Origin of the sequence: Actinoplanes sp. SE50/110, assembly GCF_900119315.1 — a bacterium.
Classification (GTDB): Bacteria; Actinomycetota; Actinomycetes; order Mycobacteriales; family Micromonosporaceae; genus Actinoplanes.
The window spans coordinates 2,769,250-2,792,279 of record NZ_LT827010.1; the positions used below are offsets into that span (position 1 = coordinate 2,769,250).

The following is a 23,030-nucleotide window of genomic DNA, read 5'->3' on the forward strand; positions in this document are numbered from 1 at the left end:
CCGGTTGGGCGACGACCGGGCGCGGTGTCCGGGCGCGGTGTCCGGGGGAGGGACCGACGGCGCGGCCCCGGCCGACCGGTGGGTGAGCCGGGGCCGGTGGTTACTGCTGGTAGCGGTCGAAGAAGACGACTTCTTCCAGGGGACGCCGCTTCGGCTGGGCCCAGCGGCCCTTGCTCGGGTAGCCGAGCGGGATCAGGGCCATGGTGAGGGCATTCTCCGGCAGACCGAGGATGTCGCGGACGTCGGCTTCGTGACCGATGTGCAGAGTGGTGAGAGTGGAGCCGAGACCATGGGCGCGGGCGGCCAGCATGAGCTGCTGGACCGCGCCGTAGATGGAGGAGCCCAGGCGGGGGTTGCTGGATTTCGCGGCGCCGAGGATGGCGGGGATGATCCAGACGGGGGCTTCCTCCAGATGGGCGGCCAGATGGTCGGCGGCCAGGAAGCTGCGCTTGGACATCGGGCCGCCGTCGGGGGCGTTGAGGATCTCCTCGCGGCGGGAGCCGTAGTGGCGTTCCCAGCCCTCCCGGTACCAGTCGGCGATCTGCTTCTTGGTGTCCGCGTCCCGGACCACGATCCAGACCCAGGGCTGGCTGTTGCCGCCGGACGGGCCGCGGATCGCGGCGTCCAGGATGTCGCGGATCACGTCGTCGGCGATCGGCTCGGTGGAAAGGTAGCGGCGGGCCGGCGTGGAGTGCAACGCCTCCAGCAGACGGAGATCCTGCGGCTGGGGAGTGGTCATGACCGAAGCCTAGGACAGGTGCAACGCCCGCCGAGCAGGACCGCCGCAAGGTTGAAGGCAGCGGGTGGCAGGGCGAGTGGGTGGCAGGGCGAGTGGGTGGCAGGGCGAGTGGGTGGCAGGGCGAGTGGGTGGCAGGGCGAGTGGGTGGCAGGGGGAGCGGGTGGCGCGACGAGTGGGCGGCACGACGAGCGGACGGCACGACGAGCGGATAGCAGGCCCGGCTGGGCGGCGCCGTCGGAGCCGGGCTGGGAGGCGACCGCAGAGCGGCGTGGTTGACGGGGGACGGCCGTTACGGGGTGCCGGCGGGGCGGGTGTTCCAGGCCGCCAGGGCGGTGCCGGATCGGCTGGTGAGGACGACCTGGGCGTCCGGGGCTGCGGGGTGCGGGAAGGGGACACGCCAGCTCAGGGTGACTCCGGGGTGCAGGGTGAAAGCGGTCGCTGGCCGGGACCGGCCGGGGACCGGGCCGGTGTCGGCGCCGGTGGTGTCGCGGAGATGGAGGAGGACTGGGTTGAACTCGTAGGTGCCGCGGAGGACCTGCACGGTCACCCGCACCACGTAGCGGTCGGCGGCCGCGCCGGCGGCGGCGACCTTGACCCGCACGGACGAATCGGCGGTCTGCAGGTCTTGAACCGAACCCACCGGGTGGGTGCCGGTGACGGCGGGCAGGGCTGGGGCCGGCGCTTTCGGTGATGCCGAGCCGCAGCCCGCGAGCAATCCCCCGATCAGCGCGACGAACAACAGGATCGCTCGGCGCATGGTTCCATCCAACCGCGTGAATCTGGTTCCGCAACTCCACCGTCGGGTGATTGCCACAGGAAGGTGGACAGCCGCCGGAGGTGGCCCGGCGTGGAAAGTCGGAGGGGCGTCCGGCGCGGAAGCTGAAGGGAGACGGAAGGGGAAGCGGCGAGCGGTGCGGCCGCAAGCGGAGGGAGCGGATCCGGGCGGCGGAAGGGGAGGCGGCGAGCGGTGCGGCCGCAAGCGGAGGAAGGGGATCCGGGCGGCGGAGGGCGAAGTGGCGAGCGGTGCGGCCGCAAGCGGAGGGAGGGGATCCGGGCGGCGGAGGGGAAGCGGCGAGCGGTGCGGCCGCAAGCGAGGGGAGGGGATCCGGGCGGCGCCCCCTTTCGTCGCCCGGATCCCGGTATCAGGCGGGGACCGCGGCGAGCATGGGGCGGACCAGGGCCGCGAACTCGTCGGGGCGTTCGATCTGGGGCATGTGCCCGGTCTCCGGGAACATGTGCGACTGGGCATGCGGGAAAGCGGCCCGGGCCGCGGCCATGTGGTGGCTGGGCAGGATCATGTCGCGGTCGCCCCACACGATCATGGTGGGGGTGGTGAGGCCGGCCATGGAGGCGAGCAGCGCGGTCCGCCAGGGGGCTGCTACGCCGCGGAGGCCGCCCAGGGCCTTGGCGACCTCCAGGTACACCGGGGCGAAGTCGGGCTGCTGGGCGATCCGGATGGCCATCTCCACCCGTTCCGGGGTGACCAGCGCGCGGTCGCGGAACAGGGTTCGCTCGACCCGGGGGGCGGTGCGCTTGTCGATGTTGCGCAGCATCGTGCGACCCAGGCCGGGCAGGGCCATCACGCGCAGCGCCCAGGTGACCTCCTTGCCGAAGCCGGCGCTGTTCACCAGGGTCAGCGTCGTCACCCGATCCGGGGTGCCGGCCAGCATCGTCATCGACACCGCGCCGCCCAGCGAGTTGCCCATCAGGTGCACCGGTCGAGTTTCGCCGAGCTCGTCCAGCGTCGCCCACACCGCGTCGGCCAGCACCGGCAGGGTGGTGGTGGCCGGCACCCGCCGGGACAGCCCGAACCCCGGCATGTCGATGCTGATCACCCGATAGTCCGAGTCGAACCGGGGGTGTTGCAGTGACCAGTCCTCCAGGCTGCGCCCGATCCCGTGGAGCAGCACCACCGGCGGGGCGGCCGGGTCGCCGGTCTCGTGGAAACGGATGCGGGAACCGCGTACGTCCAGGTAATTCATCGGGTGGCACCCGCCTTGGCGCGCCCCGCGGTCTTGACCGTGGCGGCGGTGAGCGCCCTGATGATGGTGCCGGAGCCGACCGGGAGCATGCGTTGCAGCAGGTCGGGGCCTTTCGCGTTGGCCGCGATCAGCAGCCGGGCCTTGCGTTTCTCGGTGGCCCGCAGGATCTGCTCGGCGGCCTTCTCGGCGGGGAAGGAGAGCAGCGCGGCGAACAGTTTGCGGGTCGGCGCGATGTCCGATTCCGGCACGCCCTCGCCGATCAGTGCGCTCTCCGCGATCCGGGTGCGGATGCCGCCGGGGTGCACCGTGGTGACGCCGACCCCGTTCTCGAACAGCTCGCCGCGCAGCGATTCGCTGAGACCGCGCAGCGCGAACTTGCTGGCGCAGTAGGCACTCTGCCCGGGCGGCGCGATCAGCCCGAAGAGACTGGAGACGTTCACCAGGTGGCCGCCCGGGGTGGCGGTCAGGGCGGGCAGCAGCGCGTGCGTCAGCAGCATCGGGGCGCGGAAGTTCACGTTCATCACATGCTCGAACTGGTCGACGCTGACCTGGTCGAAGCGCCCGCCGAGGGCGACACCGGCATTGTTGATCAGCAGTCCGATGGCGGCCGGCACCCGGGCCGCGACGGCGTCGACAGCGGACCGGTCGGACAGGTCGGCGACGACCGTCTCGACCGAGAGTGCCGGGTGGGCGGAGCGGATCCGGGCGGCGACCGGGTCGAGCCGGGCGGCGTCGACGTCGGCCAGGATCAGGTGGCTGCCGCGCTGGGCCAGGCCGTAGGCGAGCTGTTCACCGATGCCGCTGGCCGCGCCGGTGAGCACGGCGGTGCGACCGGCGAACCGGTAGGGATCGAGTCGGGGCATCAGACCACCTTGGAAGCAGGGACGGGGGCGGAGCGCGGGGTGAAACGCATGTCCTGGGTGACGTCGGCGCGCGGGGTGGCGACCACGTCCCGCAGGTAGTTCTGCCGGACCAGCCACGGGTCCCGGTCGCCCTGGCGCGGGAACTTGTCGAGGGCCCGCTGGACGTATCCGGAGCTCAGGTCGAGCAGCGGCCGGCCGGCCGCGCCGGGTTCGGCGGGGGTGGCCACGGCCAGGTTGTGGCGGGCCATGTGGTCGAGCAGCTTGAGCACATAGCGGTGCGAGAGGTCGGCGCGCAGCGTCCAGGAGGCGTTGACGTATCCGATGCAGTACGCGAAGTTCGGCACCCCGGACAGCATCATCCCGCGGTACGCGGCGTGCTGACCGATATCGACGGGCGTTCCATCGATGCTCACCTGAACGCCGCCGACCGGCAGCAGGGACAGGCCGGTCGCCGAGACGACCACGTCCGCCGCCAGCACGGTGCCGGACCTCAGCCGGATCCCCTCGGGCACGAACGCGTCGACGTGGTCGGTCACCACCGAGGCCCGGCCGTCCGCGATCACCCGGAACAGGTCGCCGTCCGGGATCACGCAGAGCCGCTGGTCCCACGGGTCGTACCGCGGGTTGAAGTGCGTGTCGACGTATCCCGGGGTGCGCAGATAGCGCCCGGCCACGCCCCGCAGCACCCGCCGGACCAGCTTCGGGCGTCGCTGGGCGAGTTGGTAGAACAGCTGCGTGACCAGCACGTTCTTGGCCCGGGCCACCCGGTTCGCGGCGTGCGGCGGCAGCAGCCTGCGGGCCGCGTTCGCGACCACGTCGCGGTTCGGCTGCGGGATCACGTAGGTGGGTGAGCGCTGCAGCATGGTGACGTGCGCGGCGTCCGCGGCCATCGCCGGCACCAGGGTGACAGCGGTCGCCCCGCTGCCGATCACCACGACCCTCCGGTCGTGGAAATCGAGATCGTCCGGCCAGAATTGCGGATGTACGACGCGGCCACGGAAGTCCCCGAGCCCCGCGAAGTCGGGCTGATAGCCCTCGGCATAGCTGTAGTAGCCGGCACACGCGTACACGAAATCGGCGGTGTAAACCTCGCCGCCGGCGGTCCGCACCGTCCAGCGGGCCTCGGCCGACGACCACTTCGCACTGACGACCTTGCGCCCGAACCGGATGTGCCGGGTGATTCCGGCCTCCGCCGCGGTCTCCTCGATGTACCGCCGGATCTTGTCGCCGGACGCCAGCGACTCCGGCTCCCGCCACGGCCGGAACGGATACGACAGCGTGAACATGTCCGAATCGGATCGCACCCCGGGGTAGCGGAACAGGTCCCAGGTGCCGCCGATCGCGTCCCGCGCCTCGAGGATCGCGTAGGTGTCGCCGGGCCGCTGGTCCTGCAGCCGCCAGGCGGCCCCGATCCCGGAGAGCCCGGCGCCGATGATCAGCATGTCGAAGTGGTTCATGCCGGCACCGCCGGGAACCACGGGGGAGTGCCCGTCCCGCTGATCCGGACCCCGCCCCACGGGTCCGGCTCGCTCAACCGCACCGCGGTGTCGGGTGCTCCCGGAATCGCGATGGTCGCCTTGCGCAACCCGCCGCTGACCCGTTCCCGCAGCTCGTCGACCGGGTTGGTGCGCCCCGCCCAGCGGAACCGCCCCTCGATCGGCTCGAAGTGCGACGACATCCGGATGTCGACGGGGAACTCACTTCCCTCGATCCTCAGAAGTGCCGGGCCCCGGTACTCCTCCTCATCGGTCATGCCTGCAACCACCCTTCCGCTTGCGCTGCCAGGCCACCGGGCATGTCCGCCGCGCGGCTGATGCCGGCGACGCCACCCCAGAGGAACGTCGTCAGGTATTCGCCGAGCGCCTCCCGGCTGATCGGCTGCTGCTGCCGCAGCCACCAGTCGCCGACCGACTGCACGTAGCCGACCACCCCGTACGCCCACGGCAGCGAGGCGCCCGAGTCCAGCCCGCGGGCCCGCAGCCGGTCGCCGAAGATCCGGGCCAGGCCGCTGGCCACGGTGTCCACCACGTCGGCGACCACGTCCCGGTGCCGGGCGATGTCCGGTTGGTGCACCACGAACCGGTACAGGTTGAGATCGGCCTCGATGTGCGTCAGATACACGTCGATCGCCGCCGCGATCGCGGCCCGCTCCTCGCGGACCGAGGCGACCGCCGGGATCATCGCCTCCAGCACCATCGTGCCGGCCTGCTGCCCGACCGCGAGCCACAGCTCCGACTTGTCGCTGAAGTAGCGGTAGAGCACCGGTTTGCTCACCCCGGCGTGCGCGGCGATCGCCTCCATCCCGACCTCCGGCCCGTGCTGCCGGATCGCCTCTATCGCGGCGGCGGTGAGCTCGGCGCGGCGCTGCTCGCGATGACTGTCCCAACGGCCGCGGCGGCCATCGGTGTTGACGGGTGGGGTGACCGAGTTCATAGTACTAGAAGTAACTGTTACCGCCGGTAACGTCAAGAACAAATGGCGTCGAGAACTACTGGCGTCACCAAGCGAAACTCTCTGGAGGACCGATGACAGTGACTGACCGGGACCGCACCGCCAGCCGGCTGCTGCGCTCCTCCGCCGAGCACTCCTACGACCCGGAGATCGAGATCGACTGGGACGCCCCGTTCGTCGAGGGCAAGTACTTCGTCCCGGTGCACCGCTCCAGCCTGTACGGCACCGCGCTCTGGGACCGGCTCACCGAGCAGCAGCGCATCGAACTCACCAAGCACGAGGTCGCCAGCATCGCCGGCCTCGGCGTCTGGTTCGAGACGATCCTGATGCAGCTGCTGGTCCGCGGCTACTACCGGCAGGACCCCACCTCGCCGCACGCCCAGTACGCGCTCACCGAGATCGGCGACGAATGCCGCCACTCGATCATGTTCGGCAAGATGATCGCCCGGCTCGACACCCCGGTCTACCGCCCCGACGGCATCAACCAGTTCCTCGGCACCTGGATCGCGCACACCGCCACCGGTCCGCGCATGTTCGCCGCCATCCTGATCGCCGAGGAGATCCTGGACACCCTGCAGCGCGAGGCGATGGCCGACGAGACCGTCCAGCCGCTGGTCCGGATGGTCTCCCGGATCCACGTCGTCGAAGAGGCCCGCCACGTCCGTTTCGCCCGCGAGGAACTGGCCCGCCAGATCCGCCTCGCCGGCAAATCCCGGCTCGCCTTCGACCGCCTGGTCATCGCCCGAGCCGCCTACCTCACCGGCACCCGCCTCATCGACCCGCGTGTCTACCGCGCCGTCGGCATCGACCCGGAGGAGGGCCGCCGCGTCGCCCGCGCCAACCCCTACCACCGGGAGACGATGCGCTGGGCCGGCGAACGCATCGTCGGATACCTGTCCGACCTGGACCTCATCGGCGGCGGCCCGGCCAAGGCGCTGTGGAAGGCGAGCGGCCTACTCCCGCGATAAGAAGGCCCGCCACGAGGAGATCCCTGAGGCGGCCGCCGACGGCATGATCCTCCTGAGGCGGCCGCCGACCGCATGATCCCCCTGGGGCGGTCGTCGGCGAGGAGATCCCGATGGCAGACGTCCCGGCTTCCGGCCGGGGCCGCGCCGGCTCGCGTCCTCCGAAGGCGCGGGCCGGCGCTTTCGTGCGGAAAAATCAAGATCAACTTCAAGATCTTGATGTCGTGCGCTGCGGCCGATAACTGATCGCCGCTCCCGCCGAGGGTCCCTGCGGGCTTCGCTGGCCGCAACGCGTCCAGAACGCGAAGCCCTCCGGTCCTACATCCGCGTGTGCTCACTGAAACCCCGGCTGGCTGCGACCGTCCCGTATGCACCCGCGAGTCGTATGGCAGGGGCCGCCCCCGTGGCACCGGGTGACGCCGGGTCGGCCAGTCAGGCGGGCCGGCGTTGGCGGCGGGTTCAGTGGTGGCGCGGGGTTCAGCGGTAGCGATGGCGGCGAGTTCAGCGGTGGCGGCGGGTTCAGCGGTAGCGGCCGATTCAGCGGCGGTGCCGGGTTCAGCGGTGGCGCCGGGTGGCGGGAAAATTGCCGGCAGCCGGGGAGTTCGGCCGCTCGGGGGCGGTGGCGAGGCGGACAATCCCGGCAGGGGCTTCTGTCGCCGGATCCGGTGGCCGGTGTCGTGGCGGTGCTGGTGGTCGGGCTCGGAGCGGCCCCGGTGGGAGACCGGCGTCTCGGGGTCCGCGGGAGCGCGCCGCCCCGGTCGGGACCCGAGCCGGCGCGGTCGTGACCGGAAGATGATCAGGCGGTCACAAGGCGGTCGGCGGCCGAAGTGAGTCGGCGTTATTCGGGTGGAAACATTTGTTTGCCGGTCCCGAAATGAGGCCTTAGGACTCTTGCAGCGGAAACGACCGCACGGGATGGAGACCGGATGACCGAGGGCGCACTGGCCGGGTTCACCGTGGCGGTCACCGCGGAACGGCGCCGCGGTGAGATGACCGCGCTGCTGGAGCGGCGGGGGGCTCGGGTGGTGAGCGCGCCGGCGATCACCATTGTGCCGCTGATCGACGACGACGCGCTGCGCGCGGCGACCGAGGCGTGCATCGGGCTGGAGCCGCATCTCGTGGTGGCGACCACCGGGTTCGGCTTCCGGGGCTGGCTGGAGGCGGCCGAGGGCTGGGGACTCGCCGAGACGCTGCGCGAGGCGCTGCGAGCCGCGAAGATCATCGCCCGGGGGCCGAAACCGTGCGGGGCGATCCGGGCGGCCGGGCTCTCCGAGGACTGGGCGGCCAAGACCGAGGCGTCGGAGGAGGTGCTCGAACGGCTGCTGCACGACGGGGTGGCCGGGCGCAAGATCGTGGTGCAGGAGCACGGTGAGCCGCAGACCGAGTTCGTGAACGCGCTGCGCGCCGCCGGGGCCGCCGTGGTCGAGGTGCCGGTGTACCGCTGGGCGCTGCCGGCCGACACCACCCCGGTCCGCCGGCTGGCCGAGCAGGTGGCCGCCGGGCAGATCGATGCGGTCACGTTCACCAGCGCGCCGGCGGTCAAGGCGTTCCTGCAGATCGCCGGGGAGACCGGCGTGGACGTGCCGGCCGCCTTCCGGGACGGCACGCTGGCCGCCTGCGTGGGTCCGGTGACCGCGGCGCCGCTGGTGGAGCGGGACGTGCCGGTGGTGATGCCGGAACGGTTCCGGCTCGGTGCGCTGATCAAGACGGTCACCGACGAGCTGCCCCGGCGGGCGGTGCGGCTGCGGGTCGCCGGGACGACGCTCGAGGTTCGCGGGCACGCGGTGCTGATCGACGGGGCGGTCCACGCGCTGGCCCCGGCCGCCATGGCGATCCTGGCGTCGCTGGCCCGCCGGCCGGGCGCGGTGGTCTCCAAGGAACAGCTCGCGGCGGCGCTGCCGCGGGGCAACGACGGGCACGCCGTGGACGTGGCGGTGGCCCGGCTGCGGGCCGCCCTCGGCTCCGGCAGGCACATCGAGACCGTGATCAAACGCGGCTACCGTCTCCGGGTCGACGAAGCAGCCTGAGCGGAGCACCGGTCATACCGGTGACGCCGCGCGGCCGGCACCCGATGATCATGCCGGGGCGGCCGCGGGGTCCGGCGACGCCGCCAGGGTCGCACCGAAGCGACCCGGCGCGCTGCCCACGCCGTACCGCCACCTCCGCGATCGCAGCCGTCGGCTGCCGCGACGTACCGGAAATGCCGCTGGAAAGCCCTTAGGAGGCACCGTGCCCACTCTGATCGCCGTCGCGCACGGCACCCGGTCCGCGAACGGCCGCCGCCAGCTGCAGGACCTCGCCGGCGCCGTGGCCCGCCGCCGCCCCGGCCTGGACGTCCGACTCTGCTACGTCGACGTGCAGGAGCCGAAGGTCGCCGACATCGTCCCGATCACCCCGAACGCCGTCGTCGTCCCGCTGCTGCTGTCGGCCGGCTACCACGTGCGGGTCGACATCGCCGAGGCGGTCGCCGGCACGAGCATCCCGGTCACCGCCCCGCTCGGCCCGGACCCGCTGCTGCTCGACGCCATGATGCGGCACCTGCCGCCGGCCGGCGCCGTGGTGCTGGCCGCGGCCGGATCCTCGGATCCCGCCTGGCGCGCGGACGTCGCCCAGGTCGCCACCCGGCTGCCGGGCCCAGCCCGGGTCGGCTACGTCTCCGGCAGCGGCCCGCGCGTTCCCGACGTGGTCGCCGGCCTGCGTGCCGAGGGCGCCGAACGGATCGCGATCGCCGCTTACCTGCTCGCCGACGGCCTCTTCTACCGCTCGCTGAGCGGCGCCGGGGCCGACGCGGTGACCCCGCCACTGTGCCGGGACGCGGCCGTCGCCGACCTCGTTCTGGGTCGGTTCGACAGCGCGGTCCTCACAACAGCGGGCCGCCGCTTGTAGGGATTTCCGAACAACAGTGTCACCGCAAGTGGTCTTCCCGGTTAACGCCGCACCGCGAGAGTTGCGGACACACCGGAGGAGAAGGGACCGACGCAGTGACTCAGAAGCTTGTCGTCATCGGCAACGGCATGGCGGGGGCCCGCACGGTCGAGGAGATCCTCGCCCGCGACGGGGACTTCTCCGTGACGATGTTCGGTGACGAGCCGTACGGCAACTACAACCGGATCATGCTGTCCAACCTGCTCGCCGGGGTGGAGACGGAGGAGGGCATCTTCCTCAACGACCTGGCGTGGTACCGGGACAACGGCATCACGCTGAACGCCGGCGTCAAGGTCGAGCGGATCGACGCGACCACCAAGACCGTCGTCGACAGCCGCGGCGTGGTCACCCCGTACGACAAATTGATCATTGCGACCGGCAGCTACTCGTGGACGCCGCCGATGAAGAACGTGCACAACCCGAAGCGCGGCTACCACCAGGGCGTGTTCGCGTTCCGGACCCTCGACGACACGCGCGGCATGATCCGCTACGCCCGGGACCACGAGCGGGCCGTGGTGATCGGCGGCGGCCTGCTCGGCCTGGAAGCCGCCCGCGGCCTGCAGAACCACGTCAGCCAGGTGACCCTGCTGCACGCCATGGGCCACCTGATGGAGCGCCAGCTCGACCCGAAGGCCGGCCGGATGCTGCAGGCCAGTGTGGAGGGCAGGCTCGGCATCCAGGTGATCACCAACGCGATGACCACCGAGATCCTCGGCAAGGACCGGGTCACCGGGGTCAAGCTGGCCGACGGCACGGTCATCGAGTGCGACGTGGTGGTGATCGCGGCCGGGATCCGGCCGAACACCGAGATGGTGGCGGGCAGCGGCCTGCCGGTCGAACGCGGCATCGTGGTCGACGACCAGATGCGGGTGCGGGGCCAGGCCGACATCTACTCGGTGGGGGAGTGCGCCCAGCACCGCGGCAACCTGTACGGGCTGGTCGCGCCGCTGTGGGAGCAGGCCAAGGTGCTCGCCGACCACATCACCGGCCGTGATGCCGGCGCGGCGTACGAGGGGTCGAAGCTCTACACCAAGCTCAAGGTGGCCGGCATCGACGTGGCCTCGATGGGGCTGATCGCGCCGGAGTCCGAGGACGACGAGGTGATCGTCTACAACGAGCCGCGCAAGGGCGTTCACAAGCAGCTGATCATCCGGGACGACGTGCTCGTCGGCGCGACCCTCGTCGGGGACAACGGCAAGGCGCAGTCGCTGATCCAGGCTTTCGAGAGCGGAGTCCGGCTGCCGGAGGAGCGCGCCGAGCTGATCTTCGACATCGGCGGGCCGGCGGGGGAGGTCCCGCCCGCGGAGATGGCGGATGACGCTCAGGTCTGCAACTGCAACGGGGTCAGCAAGGGTGCGATCTGCGGGGTGGTCGCCGGGGGCTGCGCGACGGTCAGCGGGGTGATGGACAGGACCCGGGCCGGTAAGGGGTGTGGCACCTGCAAGCCGCTGGTCCAGCGGATCGTGGAGTGGGCCAACGGCGGTGCTGCCGAGGAGGATCCGGCGGCGTCCTGGTACGTGCCCGGGGTGCCGATGCCCAAGCCCGAACTCATGGCCGCCATCCGAGGATTCGGGCTGAAAAGCGTATCGTCCGTCTTCGCCACGCTGGTGCCCGGCGGTGCGGAGGACGCCAAGAGCAAGATGGGTCTCGCCTCCCTGCTCAAGATGATGTGGGGCGCCGAGTACGTCGACGAGCGTGACGCCCGCTTCATCAACGACCGCGTCCACGGCAACATCCAGAAGGACGGCACCTTCTCCGTCGTCCCGCAGATGAAGGGCGGCGTGACCACCCCGGCCGAGCTCAAGCGGATCGCCGAGGTCGCCGAGAAGTATCAGGTACCGATGGTCAAACTGACCGGCGGCCAGCGCATCGACCTGCTCGGCATCCCGAAGGAACAGCTCCCGGCCATCTGGGCCGACCTGGACATGCCGTCCGGCTACGCGTACGCCAAGAGTTTCCGGACCGTGAAGACCTGCGTCGGCTCGGACTTCTGCCGGTTCGGCGTCGGTGACTCGACCGCGCTGGGCATCGCCATCGAGGAGCGGTTCCAGGGCCTCGAAGGCCCCGGCAAGATGAAACTCGCCGTCTCCGGCTGCCCGCGCAACTGCGCCGAGGCGTACGTCAAGGACCTGGGTGTGGTCGCCATCGACGGCGGCCGGTGGGAGATCTACGTCGGCGGCGCGGCCGGCGCCCACATCCGCAAGGGCGACCTGCTCACCACGGTCGACTCGGCCGCGGAGGTGATCCGGCTGACCGGCCGGTTCCTGCAGTACTACCGGGAGAACGCCAACTGGCTGGAGCGGACGTACGCGTTCGTCCCGCGGGTCGGCATCGACCGGATCCGCGAGATCGTCGTCGACGACGCGGACGGCATCGCCGCTGCCCTGGACGCCGCCGTCGAGGAAGCCGTTCAGTCCTACAAGGACCCCTGGAAGGAGCGGGCCGAGCCGGCCACGCCCGGCCAGTTCCGTACCTCCCTGCCCCTGATCGTCCTCCCCCAGGTTCCGGTGCGCGCATGAAGACACTGACCACTCTCGGCCCCGTCTCCGACATCCCCCTCGGCGAAGGACGCACCTACGCCGTCGGGGACGACATGATCGCGATCTTCCGCCTGCGGGACGGCTCGCTGCGCGCGGTCTCGGCGGTCTGCCCGCACAAGGGCGGCCCGCTGGCGGACGGGCAGATCGACAACGCGGTCGTCGTCTGCCCCCTGCACCTGTTCACCTGGGACCTAGCCACCGGGTGCTCCCCGTCCGGCCAGCCCCCGATCGACGTCTACCCGGTGCGGGTCGACGACGGCCAGATCGTTCTGGGAGAGTGACATGACCCTGGTAGCCGAACGTCCCACCCTGCGGGCCAAGTGGATCGACCGGTGGGATCCGGAGGACCCCACCTTCTGGTCGAACGGCGGGTCGCGGATCGCCAAGCGCAACCTGATCTTCTCGATCTTCTCCGAGCACATCGGCTTCTCGGTCTGGTCGCTGTGGTCGGTCATGGTGCTCTTCCTCGGCCCGAAATACGGCTTCGACCCGGCGCAGAAGTTCCTGCTCACCGCCGTCCCGACGCTGGTCGGGGCGGGGCTGCGGATCCCGTACACGTTCGCGGTGGCCCGCTTCGGCGGCCGCAACTGGACGGTGATCAGCGCGTCCCTGCTGCTCATCCCGTCGATCCTGGCGGCGTTCCTGATCAGGCCGGGGATCTCGTTCACCACGCTGGTGCTGCTGGCCGCCACGGCCGGGGTGGGCGGCGGCAACTTCGCCTCGTCGATGGCGAACATCAACGCGTTCTTCCCGAACCGCTACAAGGGCTGGGCGCTGGGCATCAACGCCGGCGGCGGCAACATCGGCGTCGCCGCGGTGCAACTGGTCGGCCTGGCCGTGCTCGCCACCGCCGGCGCCGGCCACCCCGGGATCGTGGCCGGCATCTACATCCCGCTGATCGTGCTGGCCACCCTCGGCTCGGCACTCTGGATGGACAACCTGTCGCAGGCCCGCAACGACAAGCGGGGGATGCGCGACGCGATCCGGGACGGGCACACCTGGGTGATGTCGCTGCTCTACATCGGCACCTTCGGCTCGTTCATCGGATTCGGGTTCGCCTTCGGCCAGGTGCTGCAGGTGCAGTTCGCCGGCCAGTTCAACACCCCGATCAAGGCGGCGTACCTGACCTTCCTGGGCCCGCTGCTCGGCTCGCTGATCCGGCCGCTCGGCGGGGCGCTCGCCGACCGGCTCGGCGGGGCCAGGGTGACCTTCGTGAACTTCATCGCGATGGGGCTGGGCGCCAGCGTCGTCCTGGTGGCCGCACAGCAGCGGTCGCTGCCGCTGTACATCGCCGGCTTCATCACGCTGTTCATCCTCAGCGGACTGGGCAACGGATCGACGTACAAGATGATCCCGGCGATCTTCAAGGCGAAGTACCCGGACGACGCCCCGCAGGCCCTGCGGCTGTCCGGTGCGGTGATCGGCATCGCCGGGGCGATCGGGGCGGTCGGCGGGGTGCTGGTGAACCTGGCCTTCCGGCAGTCGTTCCTGATCTACAAGGATGCGGACGCGGCGTACCTGGCGTTCATCGGCTTCTACGCGCTGTGCGTGGTGGTCACCTGGGTGGTCTACCTGCGGCCCGGGGCCCGGAGGGCGATCGCGGTCTGATCGGTCAGCCGACGGCCCGGTGCGTGACGACGCGCCGGGCCGTCGGCATTTCGCACTTTCTGTCCGCTGTGCAGCCGCCACTCCGTCAATGCCGTAATGAGCTGCGAAAATGCATTGCTATTCAAGATCGAATGGCGCACCGGGGTCACCTGATCGTGGGACGTGTCGCTTTCGGCGCTATGCCAGATGCCTCATATGATCAGTTTGTCCGAAATTACCTTTTGCAACGAAAGGTGATCCCATGAACAGGATCATTCGCGGTGTCGCGATGTCCGGTCTGGCGGTCGCCGCGGGCCTGGCCGTCGCCGCCGGGCCCGCCGCCGCATCGACCGGCACGTCGTCGGCGCCCGCCGCCCCGCAGAAGCCCGCAGCTCCGCAGGCGCCCGCTGCCCCGCAGAAGCCCGCTGCCCCGCAGGCCCCCGCCGCCCCGCAGGCCAAGGCGCACCTGCAGGACCGGATCGTCGGTTTCTACCGCAGCCCGATGGCCTGCCACGCGGTCGGCCGCCGCGGCGAATTCCGTCACCAGTGGGCCAGCCACGACTGCATCCCGGTGCGGCACGGGTTCCGGCGGGGCAGCTGGGCGCTCAAGGCGTACTACGGGTGGGCCGGGCCCGGCGACTTCCACCACGGTCCGGACTTCCACCACGGTCCGGACTTCCACCACGGTCCGGACTTCCACGACGGCCCGGGGTTCCACGACGGCCCGGGGTTCCACGACGGCCCGGGGTTCCACGACGGCCCGGGGTTCCACGACGGCCCCGGATTCCATGACGGCCCGGATTTCCATGACGGACCGCACGGGGGCCCCGGCCCCTGGAAGAAGAACTGAACACGGATTTCTCTCGGCCGCGGGCCGCATCCTTCCGGGGATGCGGCCCGCGGCCGTTCCGGCGACGCGATCATTTTCCCCGCTTGCGGCGATCCGGCGCGGCGCGGTCCGCCGCCGATTTCTCACTGGCGATTTCCCGGTACGCGGTCAGCAGCCCCGTGGCTTATCCGCCCGAGGTTTTCGTTCCACCTAATTCGGGAATATCCGTCTTTTTCCGTTTAATTCTGGCCGAATGGTCGACCGGCATGCCGTCCATTCAGCGGAGGTCCGGCCGCATTCTCACGCCATGCGGGGACCGACCGGCAATTCCGCACACCGATCGGGGGCCGTCCGGCATCCGCGCCCTGTCCCGCGTCATCCGGCAGTTCGGTCACGCCGGTCGCGGATCATCCGGTTGATCGAAGAGCGAGTCGGTGACCCCCAGGATCCCCCGCACCTCGTTGATCATGTGATATGCCGCGATCCGCCCGTCCAGCAGCCCGATCCGGTAGTCCGCTCCCACCTCCGGATCCTCGGCGATCTGCGGGTCCCGGTGCCCGGCAGCCCCGTCCACCCGACCGGCGTTGTAGGCCACCAGTGCGTCGTCCATCGATCCCTCTCCCTGCCCGGCATGCATCAGGCGCCACTCTGGCACGCCTCACCCCGCCGGCCCCACCCTCCTTCGGCCCCCTGCCCTCCCACGCTCGGTCAACGCCACTGACCGACCCGCCACGCGCAACCGGCAACCAAGCTGAAACCGTCCCGCACCCGAGCGACCTCGCTCACCCGCCGCCGTTCCCGGACGTGCGCCTCGGGATGACCCTGACCCGGGTGGTGCCCGACGCGATGAACACCATGGTCAATGGTGGGGAACGGCGGGGCGGCCGGAATCCCGCCGACGGGCCAGGGGCTCCCGGTGTTGATCCCATCTGGCAAGATGCGCCGCATGCTCGAACCGGGGCGCCGATGGCGCTGATCGTCCGGCGTGCGGCGGCAGCTCGGGGACTGCTCGCCGCGGCGGCCGCGGTGATGCTGTCCGCGGTGCTCCTGATGACGGGGCTGACCGCGTACGCCACCGCCTCGGCCGGCGCCGGGGTGCGCGCGGCGGTCGCCCTCGCCGATCCGGACGAGCGGTCGGTGCTGGTGCGTGGTGCCGCCGGAACGGATCCGCAGGCCCGCGACAAGACCATTCGGCAGGCGTACGCGCCGGCCCGGATCAGTGGCGCGCGGTACGGCTCCGGCTGGGCGGTCGAGGGTGCCCGCGGCAGCGCGGTCCCCGACTCGTCCGGTGTGGTCTACGCGTCGCTGGTCCGGATCGACGACCTGCCGGCGCACGCCGACCTGCTCGCCGGGGCGTGGCCGGCCGGCACCGGGCAGGTGGCGCTGGCCCAGCCGGCGGCGACCGCGCTCGGCCTGACCGCCGGGGCGACGCTGCGCCTGCGGGACCGGCGGACCGGCAGGCCGGTGGCCCGCACGGTCAGCGGCGTCTGGCGGCCACGCGACCCGGCCGACCCGTACTGGTTGCTGCTGCCCGACGTGACGGCCGGCCGGCTGCCGCAGACGTCCACCTACGGTCCGATCGTCAGCACCGACCCGGCGTTCTTCGACAACGCGTCGGCGGGCTGGCTGGTCCAGCCGGATCTGTCGGCGCCGACACTGGGCTCGATCCGGCGTACCGCGCAATCGATGACCGCGACCGGAGCGGACCTGCCGGCGAAGTCGGGTCTCGGAGCGTCGGCCACGGTGACCACCGGCCTGCCGGACCTGGCCGGCCGCCTCGGCCGGGCGGACCTGGTCCGCCGGTCCACCCTGGTCACCCCGATGCTGCTCGTCGTGGTCCTCGGCGGATACGCGTTGTCGCTGGTCGCGCTGCTGCTCGCGGAGTCGCGCAAGAGCGAGACCGCGCTGCTGCGGGCCCGTGGCGCATCCCGCCGGCAGCTGACCGCGCTGGCCGCGACCGAGGCCCTCGCCCTGGTCCTGCCGGCCGCGCTGCTCGGTCCGCCACTGGCCGTCGCGCTGGTCAGCCTGCACACCAGGGTCCGGCTGGACGCCGGGGTGTGGCTGATCGGGGTCCTGGTCGCGGTCGGCGGGATCCTCGCGCTGACCGCCCCGGCGACCCGGCGGGGCGGCACCTACCTCGCCGAGACCGCCGGGCGCAAACGCCTGCCGGTGCTCCGCCGCGCCGGCCTGGACCTGGTCGTCGTCGCCCTGGCCGCGCTGGCCTGGCTGCAGCTGCGGCAGTATTCGGCGCCGACCGGGGCGGGCGGCCTGGGCATCGACCCGCTGCTGGCCGCGGCGCCCACACTGGGCGTGCTGACCGGCGCGGTGCTGGCCATCCGGCTGCTGCCGCCGGTCGCCAGGTCCGTCGCGGCCCGCCTGGGCCGGGGCCGCTCGCAGGCTTCGCTGCTCGGCGCCTGGCAGGCCGGGCGCCGCTCGCACGCCGGTCCGATGGTGATGCTCGCGCTCGCGGTGGCCGCCGCCACCGTCTCCTGGTGTCTGGCCGCGACCGCGCAGCAGTCCCGGGCCGATCAGGCGGAGCAGCTGGTCGGCGCCGACCTGCGGCTGGTCGAGACCGGCGGGGTCGCCCCGGCCGGTCGGGACCGGCAGCTCGCCGCGCTGCCCGGGGTGCGCGCCGTCGTTCCGGCCTGGCGCGACTCGGTGCAGGTGGCCGCCGGCAGGGAGCCGGCCGACCTGGTCGCGATGGACACCGCGACCGCCGGTGGGGTGGTCCGGGCCCGCGCGGACGCGACCGGTGGCGCGCCCGCCGATCTGCTGGCCGAGCTGGCCGCGGCCGCCCGCACCGGCACCGCGGCGACCGCGACCCTGAAGGCCGGCCGGATCACCACCTCCGGGCCGGCCCGGGTCACCGCGATCTTCGCCGGGGGGCGCCGGGTCGAGCTGGGCACCAGCGACGCCGACCGGCCGCTGCGGATCAGGGACGGTGGGCCCGGGCTGCTCGGCTTCCGGGTGGAGTCCTCGGGGCAGGTGCCGATCACCTGGGACATCACCGGCCAGGACGACGTCTGGTCGCCGCTGACCCCGCAGGCGGTCGGCGGGTATGCCGTGGTCCGCTCGTCCGGCCCGTGGACTCCGGTGCCGATCGCGATCACCCGGCCGGCCGCATCCGCCCTGGGCGACGTCTCCCACCTGCAGATCGGTGGCGTGTCGGTGCCGGTCACGGTGGTCGCCACGGTCAACCGGGTGCCGGGCACCACCGTACCGGCCGCGATCCTGATCGACCGGGGCGTCGTCGACTCGCGGCTGTTCCAGGGCTACGGGATCGTCCGTGACACCGGCGAGTGGTGGATCAGCGGGCGGCCTGCCGGGCTCACCGGACTGACCGGGCTCCGCGTGCTCGACCGGCAGGAGCTCGCCTCCGGCGAGGATCCGTTCGACACCGCCGGCCGGGTCGCGCTGTTCGGCGCCGCGCTCGGCGCGATGGTGCTGGCGGTGGCCGGCATCGCCGCCGACGCCCGGGCCACCGCCCGGCACCGCTCGGTGGAGCTGGCCGTGCTGCACACCCTGGGCGCCGGCCCGCGCCTGCTGGCCCGCTCGCTGATCGTCGAGCAGGCGTTGCTGGCCGGGCTCGGCGCGGTCGCCGGCCTGGCGGTCGGCCTGCTGGTGGCGGCCGGGATGGTGCCGCAGATGGTGCTCACCCCGGCGGCCGCCCGGCCGGTGCCGGACGCGCTGCTGCGGGTCCTCTGGGGACGCACGGCCGGCAGCGCCGCGCTGCTGGTGGTGATCGCCCTGGCGGTCAGCGCGATCACCGCGACCTCGGCCACCCGCCGGCTTCCGGCGGCCCGGCTGCGGCTGGGGGAGGACCGATGAGTGTGCTGCGGCGCGTCCGCGCCTTCGCCGGGCAGCTGCTCCTGCTGGCGGTGCTGGCCGGGCTGACCGCCTTCCTGGTGGCCGGCCCGGTCCGGCTCGCCAACGGGCGCACCGACGACGGCCTGCGCGGCGACATCGGCAGGCTGGCGTACACCAGCCGCGATCTGACCCTGTCCGCGATTCAGAGGGACTACGAGCCGAGTAGGGCGGCCGGCGCCGGCGAGCTGGCCGCGCTGCGGCAGAAGCTGCCCGCGCCGCTGACCGGCATGATCGGCGGGTCGTGGTACATCGCGGAGAGTGGCCGGGCGTCCGTGGTGCCGGCCGGGACGACGGCCGGCTCCTGCCCGAACGCGGCGACGATCCGCTACGAGCCGGCCGCCGCCGCGGCGATCACGATGGTCGCCGGCCGCCAACCGGACACCACCCGGATCCCCGAGGTGATGCTCGGTGAGCACGAGGCGCAGGCTCTCCGGATCAGGCTGGGTGACCGGCTCGACCTGACCTCGCGCTGGGGCACCGGCAGGGTCCAGGTCGTCGGGCTGTACCGGGCGAACGATCCGGCCGACCCGATCTGGGACGATCTGAAGCTGGTGCCGAACGTGGCCTGCCCCGACCCGCGCGACGGCACCCGGAGTCTCGCCGTACTGCTCGGCGACCAGACCGCGGCGGCCGAGGCCGGCAATCTCGTCGGCGACTTCGGCGACCGGTGGCGGTTCCGGCTCGACGAGCGGCGGATCACCGCCGACCGGGTGGACGCGCTCGCCTCGGCGGTCGCCCGGCTGCGGCACAACCCGCCGCCCGAGACCACCCTGCAGAGCAGCCTGGACAGCACGCTGGCCGCGTTCGACCGGCAGGTGCGGGCGGTGCGGGCGCTGCTCGCCGTGGTGCAGGCCGGGATCCTGGCCACCGCGGCCGGGCTGATCCTGCTCGCCGCCCGGCTGATGGCGGGCCGGCGGCGGGCCGAGTTCGCGCTGATCCGGGCGCGTGGCGGGGCGGTGCACACGGTGGCCGGGCGGACCGTCCTGGAGACCCTGGTGGTGGTGCCGGCCGCGGTGGCGCTCGGCTGGCTCGGCGGCGCCCTGGTGAGCGGCCGGCCCGACCCGGCCGAGCCGTACCTGGTCGTGGCGGTGCTCCTGGTCGGCCTGCTGGCCGCCCCGGCCTACGCGGCGTTCGACGCGCGGCGCCCGTCGTTCTCCGGGCACCGCGGTGACGTGGCGGCGCTGCGCCCGCCGACCCGCCGGCTCACCGCCGAGGGGTTCCTGGTGCTGCTCGCGGTCGGCGGCATCCTGCTGCTGCGCCGGCGCGGACTCGACGCCGGGGCCGGTGTGGACCCGTACCTGATCGGCACCCCGGTGCTGCTCGCCCTGGCCGCCTCGGTGGTGGCGCTGCGCCTGGTGCCGTTCCCGCTGCGCTGGGCCGGACGGATCGCGGCCCGGGCCCGCGGCGCGATCGCGTTCCTCGGGCTCAGCGGCGCCGGCCGGGCCCCGATGCACTCCGGACCGCTCGCCGTGCTGGTCGTGGCGATCGCCACCGGCCTGTTCACCGGCACCGTGACCAGCACGGTCGGCGGCGCCCGGGACCGGGCCGCGGACCTGTCCGTGCCGGCCGACGCGCTGGTCACCGGGTTCGCGTTCACCCCGGACACGGCTGCCCGGCTGGCCGCGCTGCCGCACGTCACCCGGGTCACCCCGGTGCTGCTCGCCCCCGGCACCACGATCCACGGCGACACCAGCCCGATGATCCTGCAGGGGCAGGCGATGGTGGTCGACGCGGCCGCCGCCGGGCTCGACCTGCCCGCCGCGCTGGTCGCCGCGAAACCGGGCACGGCTGCGATCCCGGTCGCCGTCTCGCCGCACCTGGCCGAGCGGATCGGCACGGCCGGCTCGGTCGACGTGCAGGGCCGGCGGTACCGGTACGCCGTCGCCGCGATCGTCGCCACCGTGCCCGGGCTCGGCACCGACACACAGGACTTCATGGTGCTGCCCGAGCAGGCCATGCCGATCCCGGACTTCGCGCCGATCGTGCCGAACCGGCTGCTGGTCGACGGCGCCGGCCTGGATGTGGCGAGACTGCGCGACACCGCCGACGCGGGCCAGGTCGACCAGCTGAGGAAGGTGACCGGACGGGCCGTGCAGGCCTGGGAGCTCGCGGTCCCGGCCACGGTGACCACCCGCACGGCGTACCGCCGATCGCTGGAGCAACGCGGCGTCGACGGCGCGCTGAGCTTCACCTTCACCGCCGGGATGGTCGCGGCGGCGGCCCTGTCGCTGACCGCGGTCGCGCTGGCCGTGCTGACCGGCGCTCCGGCCCGCGGCCGCACGCTGTCCCGGCTGCGCACCATGGGCCTGTCCCGGCGGCAGGGCCGCCGGCTGCTGGTCTTCGAGCTGGTCCCGCTGGTCGCGGTCGCGGTGCTGGCCGGCGGCCTGGCCGGGTTCACCCTGCCGGCGCTGATCGGGCCGGCGCTCGGCCTCGACGGTTTCACCGCCGGGGTGACCGCCGGCATCAGTCTCGATCCGTGGTTCGCCGGTGGGGTCCTGGCCCTCGCGGTGGTCGCGGTGATCGCGGCGCTCGCCGTGGAGAACGTCGCGAACCGCAGGCTCCGCGTGGGCTCGGTGCTGCGGCTCGGAGAGGAGCAGTCGTGACGACCGATCTGGCCGATCTGGAGAGGCGGGCGGCGGCCGCCGCGGTGGCCCGCGCCGGAGGGCAGGACCGGCTGCGCGGGCACATCGTCTGCGACGGCCTGGTCCGGATCTTCCGCACCGAGGGTGTCGAGGTGATGGCCCTGCAGGGCCTCGACCTGGTGATCGACCGCGGGGAGTTGCTGGCGGTGGTCGGTGCGTCCGGCTCCGGCAAGTCGACCATGCTCAACATCCTGTCCGGGCTGGACGAGCCGACCGCCGGGATCGCCACGGTGGCCGGATTCGATCTGCTCGGGATGACCGCGAAACGGCGCCTGGAATATCGGCGGAAGATCGTCGGGTTCGTCTGGCAGCAGACCGCGCGCAACCTGCTGCCCTACCTGACCGCCCGGGAGAACGTCGAGCTGCCGATGCGGCTGGCCGGCAGACGGCGCCGGAAACGGGCCGAGGAGCTGCTGGAGATGGTCGGGGTGGCCGATCAGGCGGGCCGCCGGCCGGCCGAGATGAGCGGCGGCGAGCAGCAGCGGTGCGCGGTCGCGGTGGCGCTGGCCAACGACCCGGAGGTGCTGTTCGCCGACGAGCCCACCGGGGAACTCGACGAGGCCACCGCCGACGAGGTGTTCGGCGCGCTGCGCACGGTCAACGCCGAGCTCGGGGTGACCGTCGTGGTGGTCACCCACGACCGGAACGTGGCCGGCCAGGTCCGCCGGGCGGTCGCGATCCGCGACGGCAAGACGGCTTCGGAGGTACGTCGTTCCGCACGACTCGCCGCGGACGGAAGCGAACACCACGTCAGCGAGGAGTACGCGGTTCTCGACCGGGCCGGGCGCCTGCAGTTGCCGGCCGCGTTCGTGGAGGCGCTCGAGCTGCGCGACCGGGTACGCCTCAATCTGGAACCGGACCACGTCGAGGTGCGCCCGGGAACCGCGGCGGAGCAGGGGGAGCCGGCATGAGCGTCGTCGAGGTGACCGGGGTCGGTCGTGACTTCGGCAGCGGGGACCGCGTCGTGCACGCCCTCGCCGGGGTGTCGTTCACCGCCGAGAAGGGTGAGCTGGTCGCCGTCCGGGGCCGGTCCGGAGCGGGGAAGACCACGCTGCTCAACCTGATCGGCGGGCTGGACCAGCCGACCGCCGGGCGGATCGTGGTGGCCGGCCGGGAGGTCACCGGGGCCGGCGAGAGGGAGTTGCTGGAGCTGCGGCGTGACCGGATCGGCTTCGTCTTCCAGTCGTTCGGTCTGGTGCCGATCCTGTCCGCGGCGGAGAACGTGAGCGTGCCGATGCGGCTCGCTCGTCGCGATCCGCGGGACCGCGACGAGCGGGTGTCGGTGCTGCTCGAACTGGTCGGGCTGGGCGGGCAGGCGAACCAGCGGCCCGGCGAGCTCTCCGGCGGGCAGCAGCAGCGGGTGGCGCTGGCCCGGGCTCTGGCCAACGATCCGGATCTGCTGATCGCCGACGAGCCGACCGGGCAGCTGGACTCGGACACCGGGCGGGCCATCATGGACCTGCTGCGCGCGGTGGTCGACGCGCGCGGGATGACCGCGCTGGTCGCCACCCACGACCCGAGCCTGATGGACCGCGCCGACCGCGTCCTGACCCTGCGCGACGGCCGCCTGGAGGCCGGCGCGGCCTGACCGCGCCGGGAGCGGCACCGGAAAAGGGGCCGCACCGGACGGTGCGGCCCCT

19 protein-coding genes are annotated in these 23,030 nt (G+C 72.6%); 11 read left to right on the forward strand and 8 right to left on the reverse strand.

Annotation, left to right across the window (positions count from 1 at the left end):
- Positions 1–100: 100 nt before the first annotated feature.
- The 7 genes from ACSP50_RS12325 to ACSP50_RS12355 all read right to left on the reverse strand — a co-directional run bounded on the left by ACSP50_RS12325 (position 101) and on the right by ACSP50_RS12355 (position 6,017).
- On the reverse strand, positions 101–739 hold the full coding sequence (locus tag ACSP50_RS12325; RefSeq protein WP_014689526.1) for a nitroreductase family protein: 639 nt from the start codon (positions 737–739) through the stop codon (positions 101–103).
- Between the two features lie 289 nt (positions 740–1,028).
- Positions 1,029–1,496: a hypothetical protein gene (locus tag ACSP50_RS12330; protein ID WP_014689527.1), complete on the reverse strand. Its 468-nt coding sequence runs from the start codon at positions 1,494–1,496 to the stop codon at positions 1,029–1,031.
- Between the two features lie 385 nt (positions 1,497–1,881).
- Positions 1,882–2,721, reverse strand: a complete 840-nt coding sequence (locus ACSP50_RS12335) for an alpha/beta fold hydrolase (RefSeq protein WP_014689528.1) — start codon at positions 2,719–2,721, stop codon at positions 1,882–1,884.
- Positions 2,718–3,584, reverse strand: a complete 867-nt coding sequence (locus ACSP50_RS12340; protein WP_014689529.1) for an SDR family oxidoreductase — start codon at positions 3,582–3,584, stop codon at positions 2,718–2,720. Before ACSP50_RS12340 ends, ACSP50_RS12335 begins: the two co-directional genes overlap by 4 nt.
- Positions 3,584–5,041, reverse strand: coding sequence for an NAD(P)/FAD-dependent oxidoreductase (locus ACSP50_RS12345; RefSeq protein ID WP_014689530.1), 1,458 nt, complete (start codon positions 5,039–5,041; stop codon positions 3,584–3,586). Before ACSP50_RS12345 ends, ACSP50_RS12340 begins: the two co-directional genes overlap by 1 nt.
- Positions 5,038–5,337 carry a DUF4873 domain-containing protein gene (locus ACSP50_RS12350; RefSeq protein WP_014689531.1) on the reverse strand — a complete coding sequence of 100 codons (300 nt, stop codon included), beginning with the start codon at positions 5,335–5,337 and terminating at the stop codon, positions 5,038–5,040. The genes ACSP50_RS12345 and ACSP50_RS12350 overlap by 4 nt, the downstream gene beginning before the upstream one ends.
- The gene (locus ACSP50_RS12355; protein ID WP_014689532.1) at positions 5,334–6,017 is read right to left on the reverse strand and encodes a TetR/AcrR family transcriptional regulator; all 684 of its coding nucleotides are present in this window, start codon (positions 6,015–6,017) and stop codon (positions 5,334–5,336) included. Before ACSP50_RS12355 ends, ACSP50_RS12350 begins: the two co-directional genes overlap by 4 nt.
- A 92-nt stretch (positions 6,018–6,109) precedes the next feature.
- Between ACSP50_RS12355 and ACSP50_RS12360 the strand changes: the two genes are divergently transcribed.
- The 7 genes from ACSP50_RS12360 to ACSP50_RS12390 all read left to right on the forward strand — a co-directional run bounded on the left by ACSP50_RS12360 (position 6,110) and on the right by ACSP50_RS12390 (position 14,902).
- Complete coding sequence (locus ACSP50_RS12360; RefSeq protein ID WP_014689533.1) at positions 6,110–7,003, forward strand: diiron oxygenase; 894 nt, start codon at positions 6,110–6,112, stop codon at positions 7,001–7,003.
- A 923-nt stretch (positions 7,004–7,926) separates the two neighbouring features.
- Positions 7,927–9,027 carry a uroporphyrinogen-III synthase gene (locus tag ACSP50_RS12365; RefSeq protein ID WP_014689534.1) on the forward strand — a complete coding sequence of 367 codons (1,101 nt, stop codon included), beginning with the start codon at positions 7,927–7,929 and terminating at the stop codon, positions 9,025–9,027.
- 202 nt (positions 9,028–9,229) lie between these two features.
- Positions 9,230–9,886: a sirohydrochlorin chelatase gene (locus ACSP50_RS12370; RefSeq protein ID WP_014689535.1), complete on the forward strand. Its 657-nt coding sequence runs from the start codon at positions 9,230–9,232 to the stop codon at positions 9,884–9,886.
- 95 nt (positions 9,887–9,981) lie between these two features.
- Positions 9,982–12,444, forward strand: coding sequence for a nitrite reductase large subunit NirB (gene nirB, locus ACSP50_RS12375; RefSeq protein ID WP_014689536.1), 2,463 nt, complete (start codon positions 9,982–9,984; stop codon positions 12,442–12,444).
- Positions 12,441–12,746, forward strand: coding sequence for a Rieske 2Fe-2S domain-containing protein (locus ACSP50_RS12380; RefSeq protein WP_014689537.1), 306 nt, complete (start codon positions 12,441–12,443; stop codon positions 12,744–12,746). The genes nirB and ACSP50_RS12380 overlap by 4 nt, the downstream gene beginning before the upstream one ends.
- Position 12,747: 1 nt before the next feature.
- A complete protein-coding gene (locus ACSP50_RS12385; RefSeq protein WP_014689538.1) occupies positions 12,748–14,073 on the forward strand; it encodes a NarK/NasA family nitrate transporter in 1,326 nt (441 codons plus the stop codon).
- Between the two features lie 241 nt (positions 14,074–14,314).
- Positions 14,315–14,902: a hypothetical protein gene (locus ACSP50_RS12390; protein ID WP_014689539.1), complete on the forward strand. Its 588-nt coding sequence runs from the start codon at positions 14,315–14,317 to the stop codon at positions 14,900–14,902.
- 370 nt (positions 14,903–15,272) lie between these two features.
- Here the strand turns inward: ACSP50_RS12390 and ACSP50_RS12395 are convergent, their stop codons facing one another.
- Positions 15,273–15,491 (reverse strand): hypothetical protein, encoded by a 219-nt coding sequence (locus tag ACSP50_RS12395; protein WP_014689540.1) that lies wholly within the window; start codon positions 15,489–15,491, stop codon positions 15,273–15,275.
- 356 nt (positions 15,492–15,847) lie between these two features.
- On the opposite strand from ACSP50_RS12395, the gene ACSP50_RS12400 reads away from it, so the two are divergent.
- The 4 genes from ACSP50_RS12400 to ACSP50_RS12415 are packed head-to-tail and all read left to right on the forward strand — an operon-like array spanning position 15,848 to position 22,978.
- Positions 15,848–18,709 (forward strand): ABC transporter permease, encoded by a 2,862-nt coding sequence (locus ACSP50_RS12400; protein WP_014689541.1) that lies wholly within the window; start codon positions 15,848–15,850, stop codon positions 18,707–18,709.
- On the forward strand, positions 18,706–21,351 hold the full coding sequence (locus ACSP50_RS12405) for an FtsX-like permease family protein (RefSeq protein ID WP_014689542.1): 2,646 nt from the start codon (positions 18,706–18,708) through the stop codon (positions 21,349–21,351). The genes ACSP50_RS12400 and ACSP50_RS12405 overlap by 4 nt, the downstream gene beginning before the upstream one ends.
- On the forward strand, positions 21,348–22,301 hold the full coding sequence (locus ACSP50_RS12410; RefSeq protein WP_014689543.1) for an ABC transporter ATP-binding protein: 954 nt from the start codon (positions 21,348–21,350) through the stop codon (positions 22,299–22,301). The genes ACSP50_RS12405 and ACSP50_RS12410 overlap by 4 nt, the downstream gene beginning before the upstream one ends.
- Positions 22,298–22,978, forward strand: coding sequence for an ABC transporter ATP-binding protein (locus ACSP50_RS12415; protein ID WP_014689544.1), 681 nt, complete (start codon positions 22,298–22,300; stop codon positions 22,976–22,978). Before ACSP50_RS12410 ends, ACSP50_RS12415 begins: the two co-directional genes overlap by 4 nt.
- Positions 22,979–23,030 lie beyond the last annotated feature (52 nt).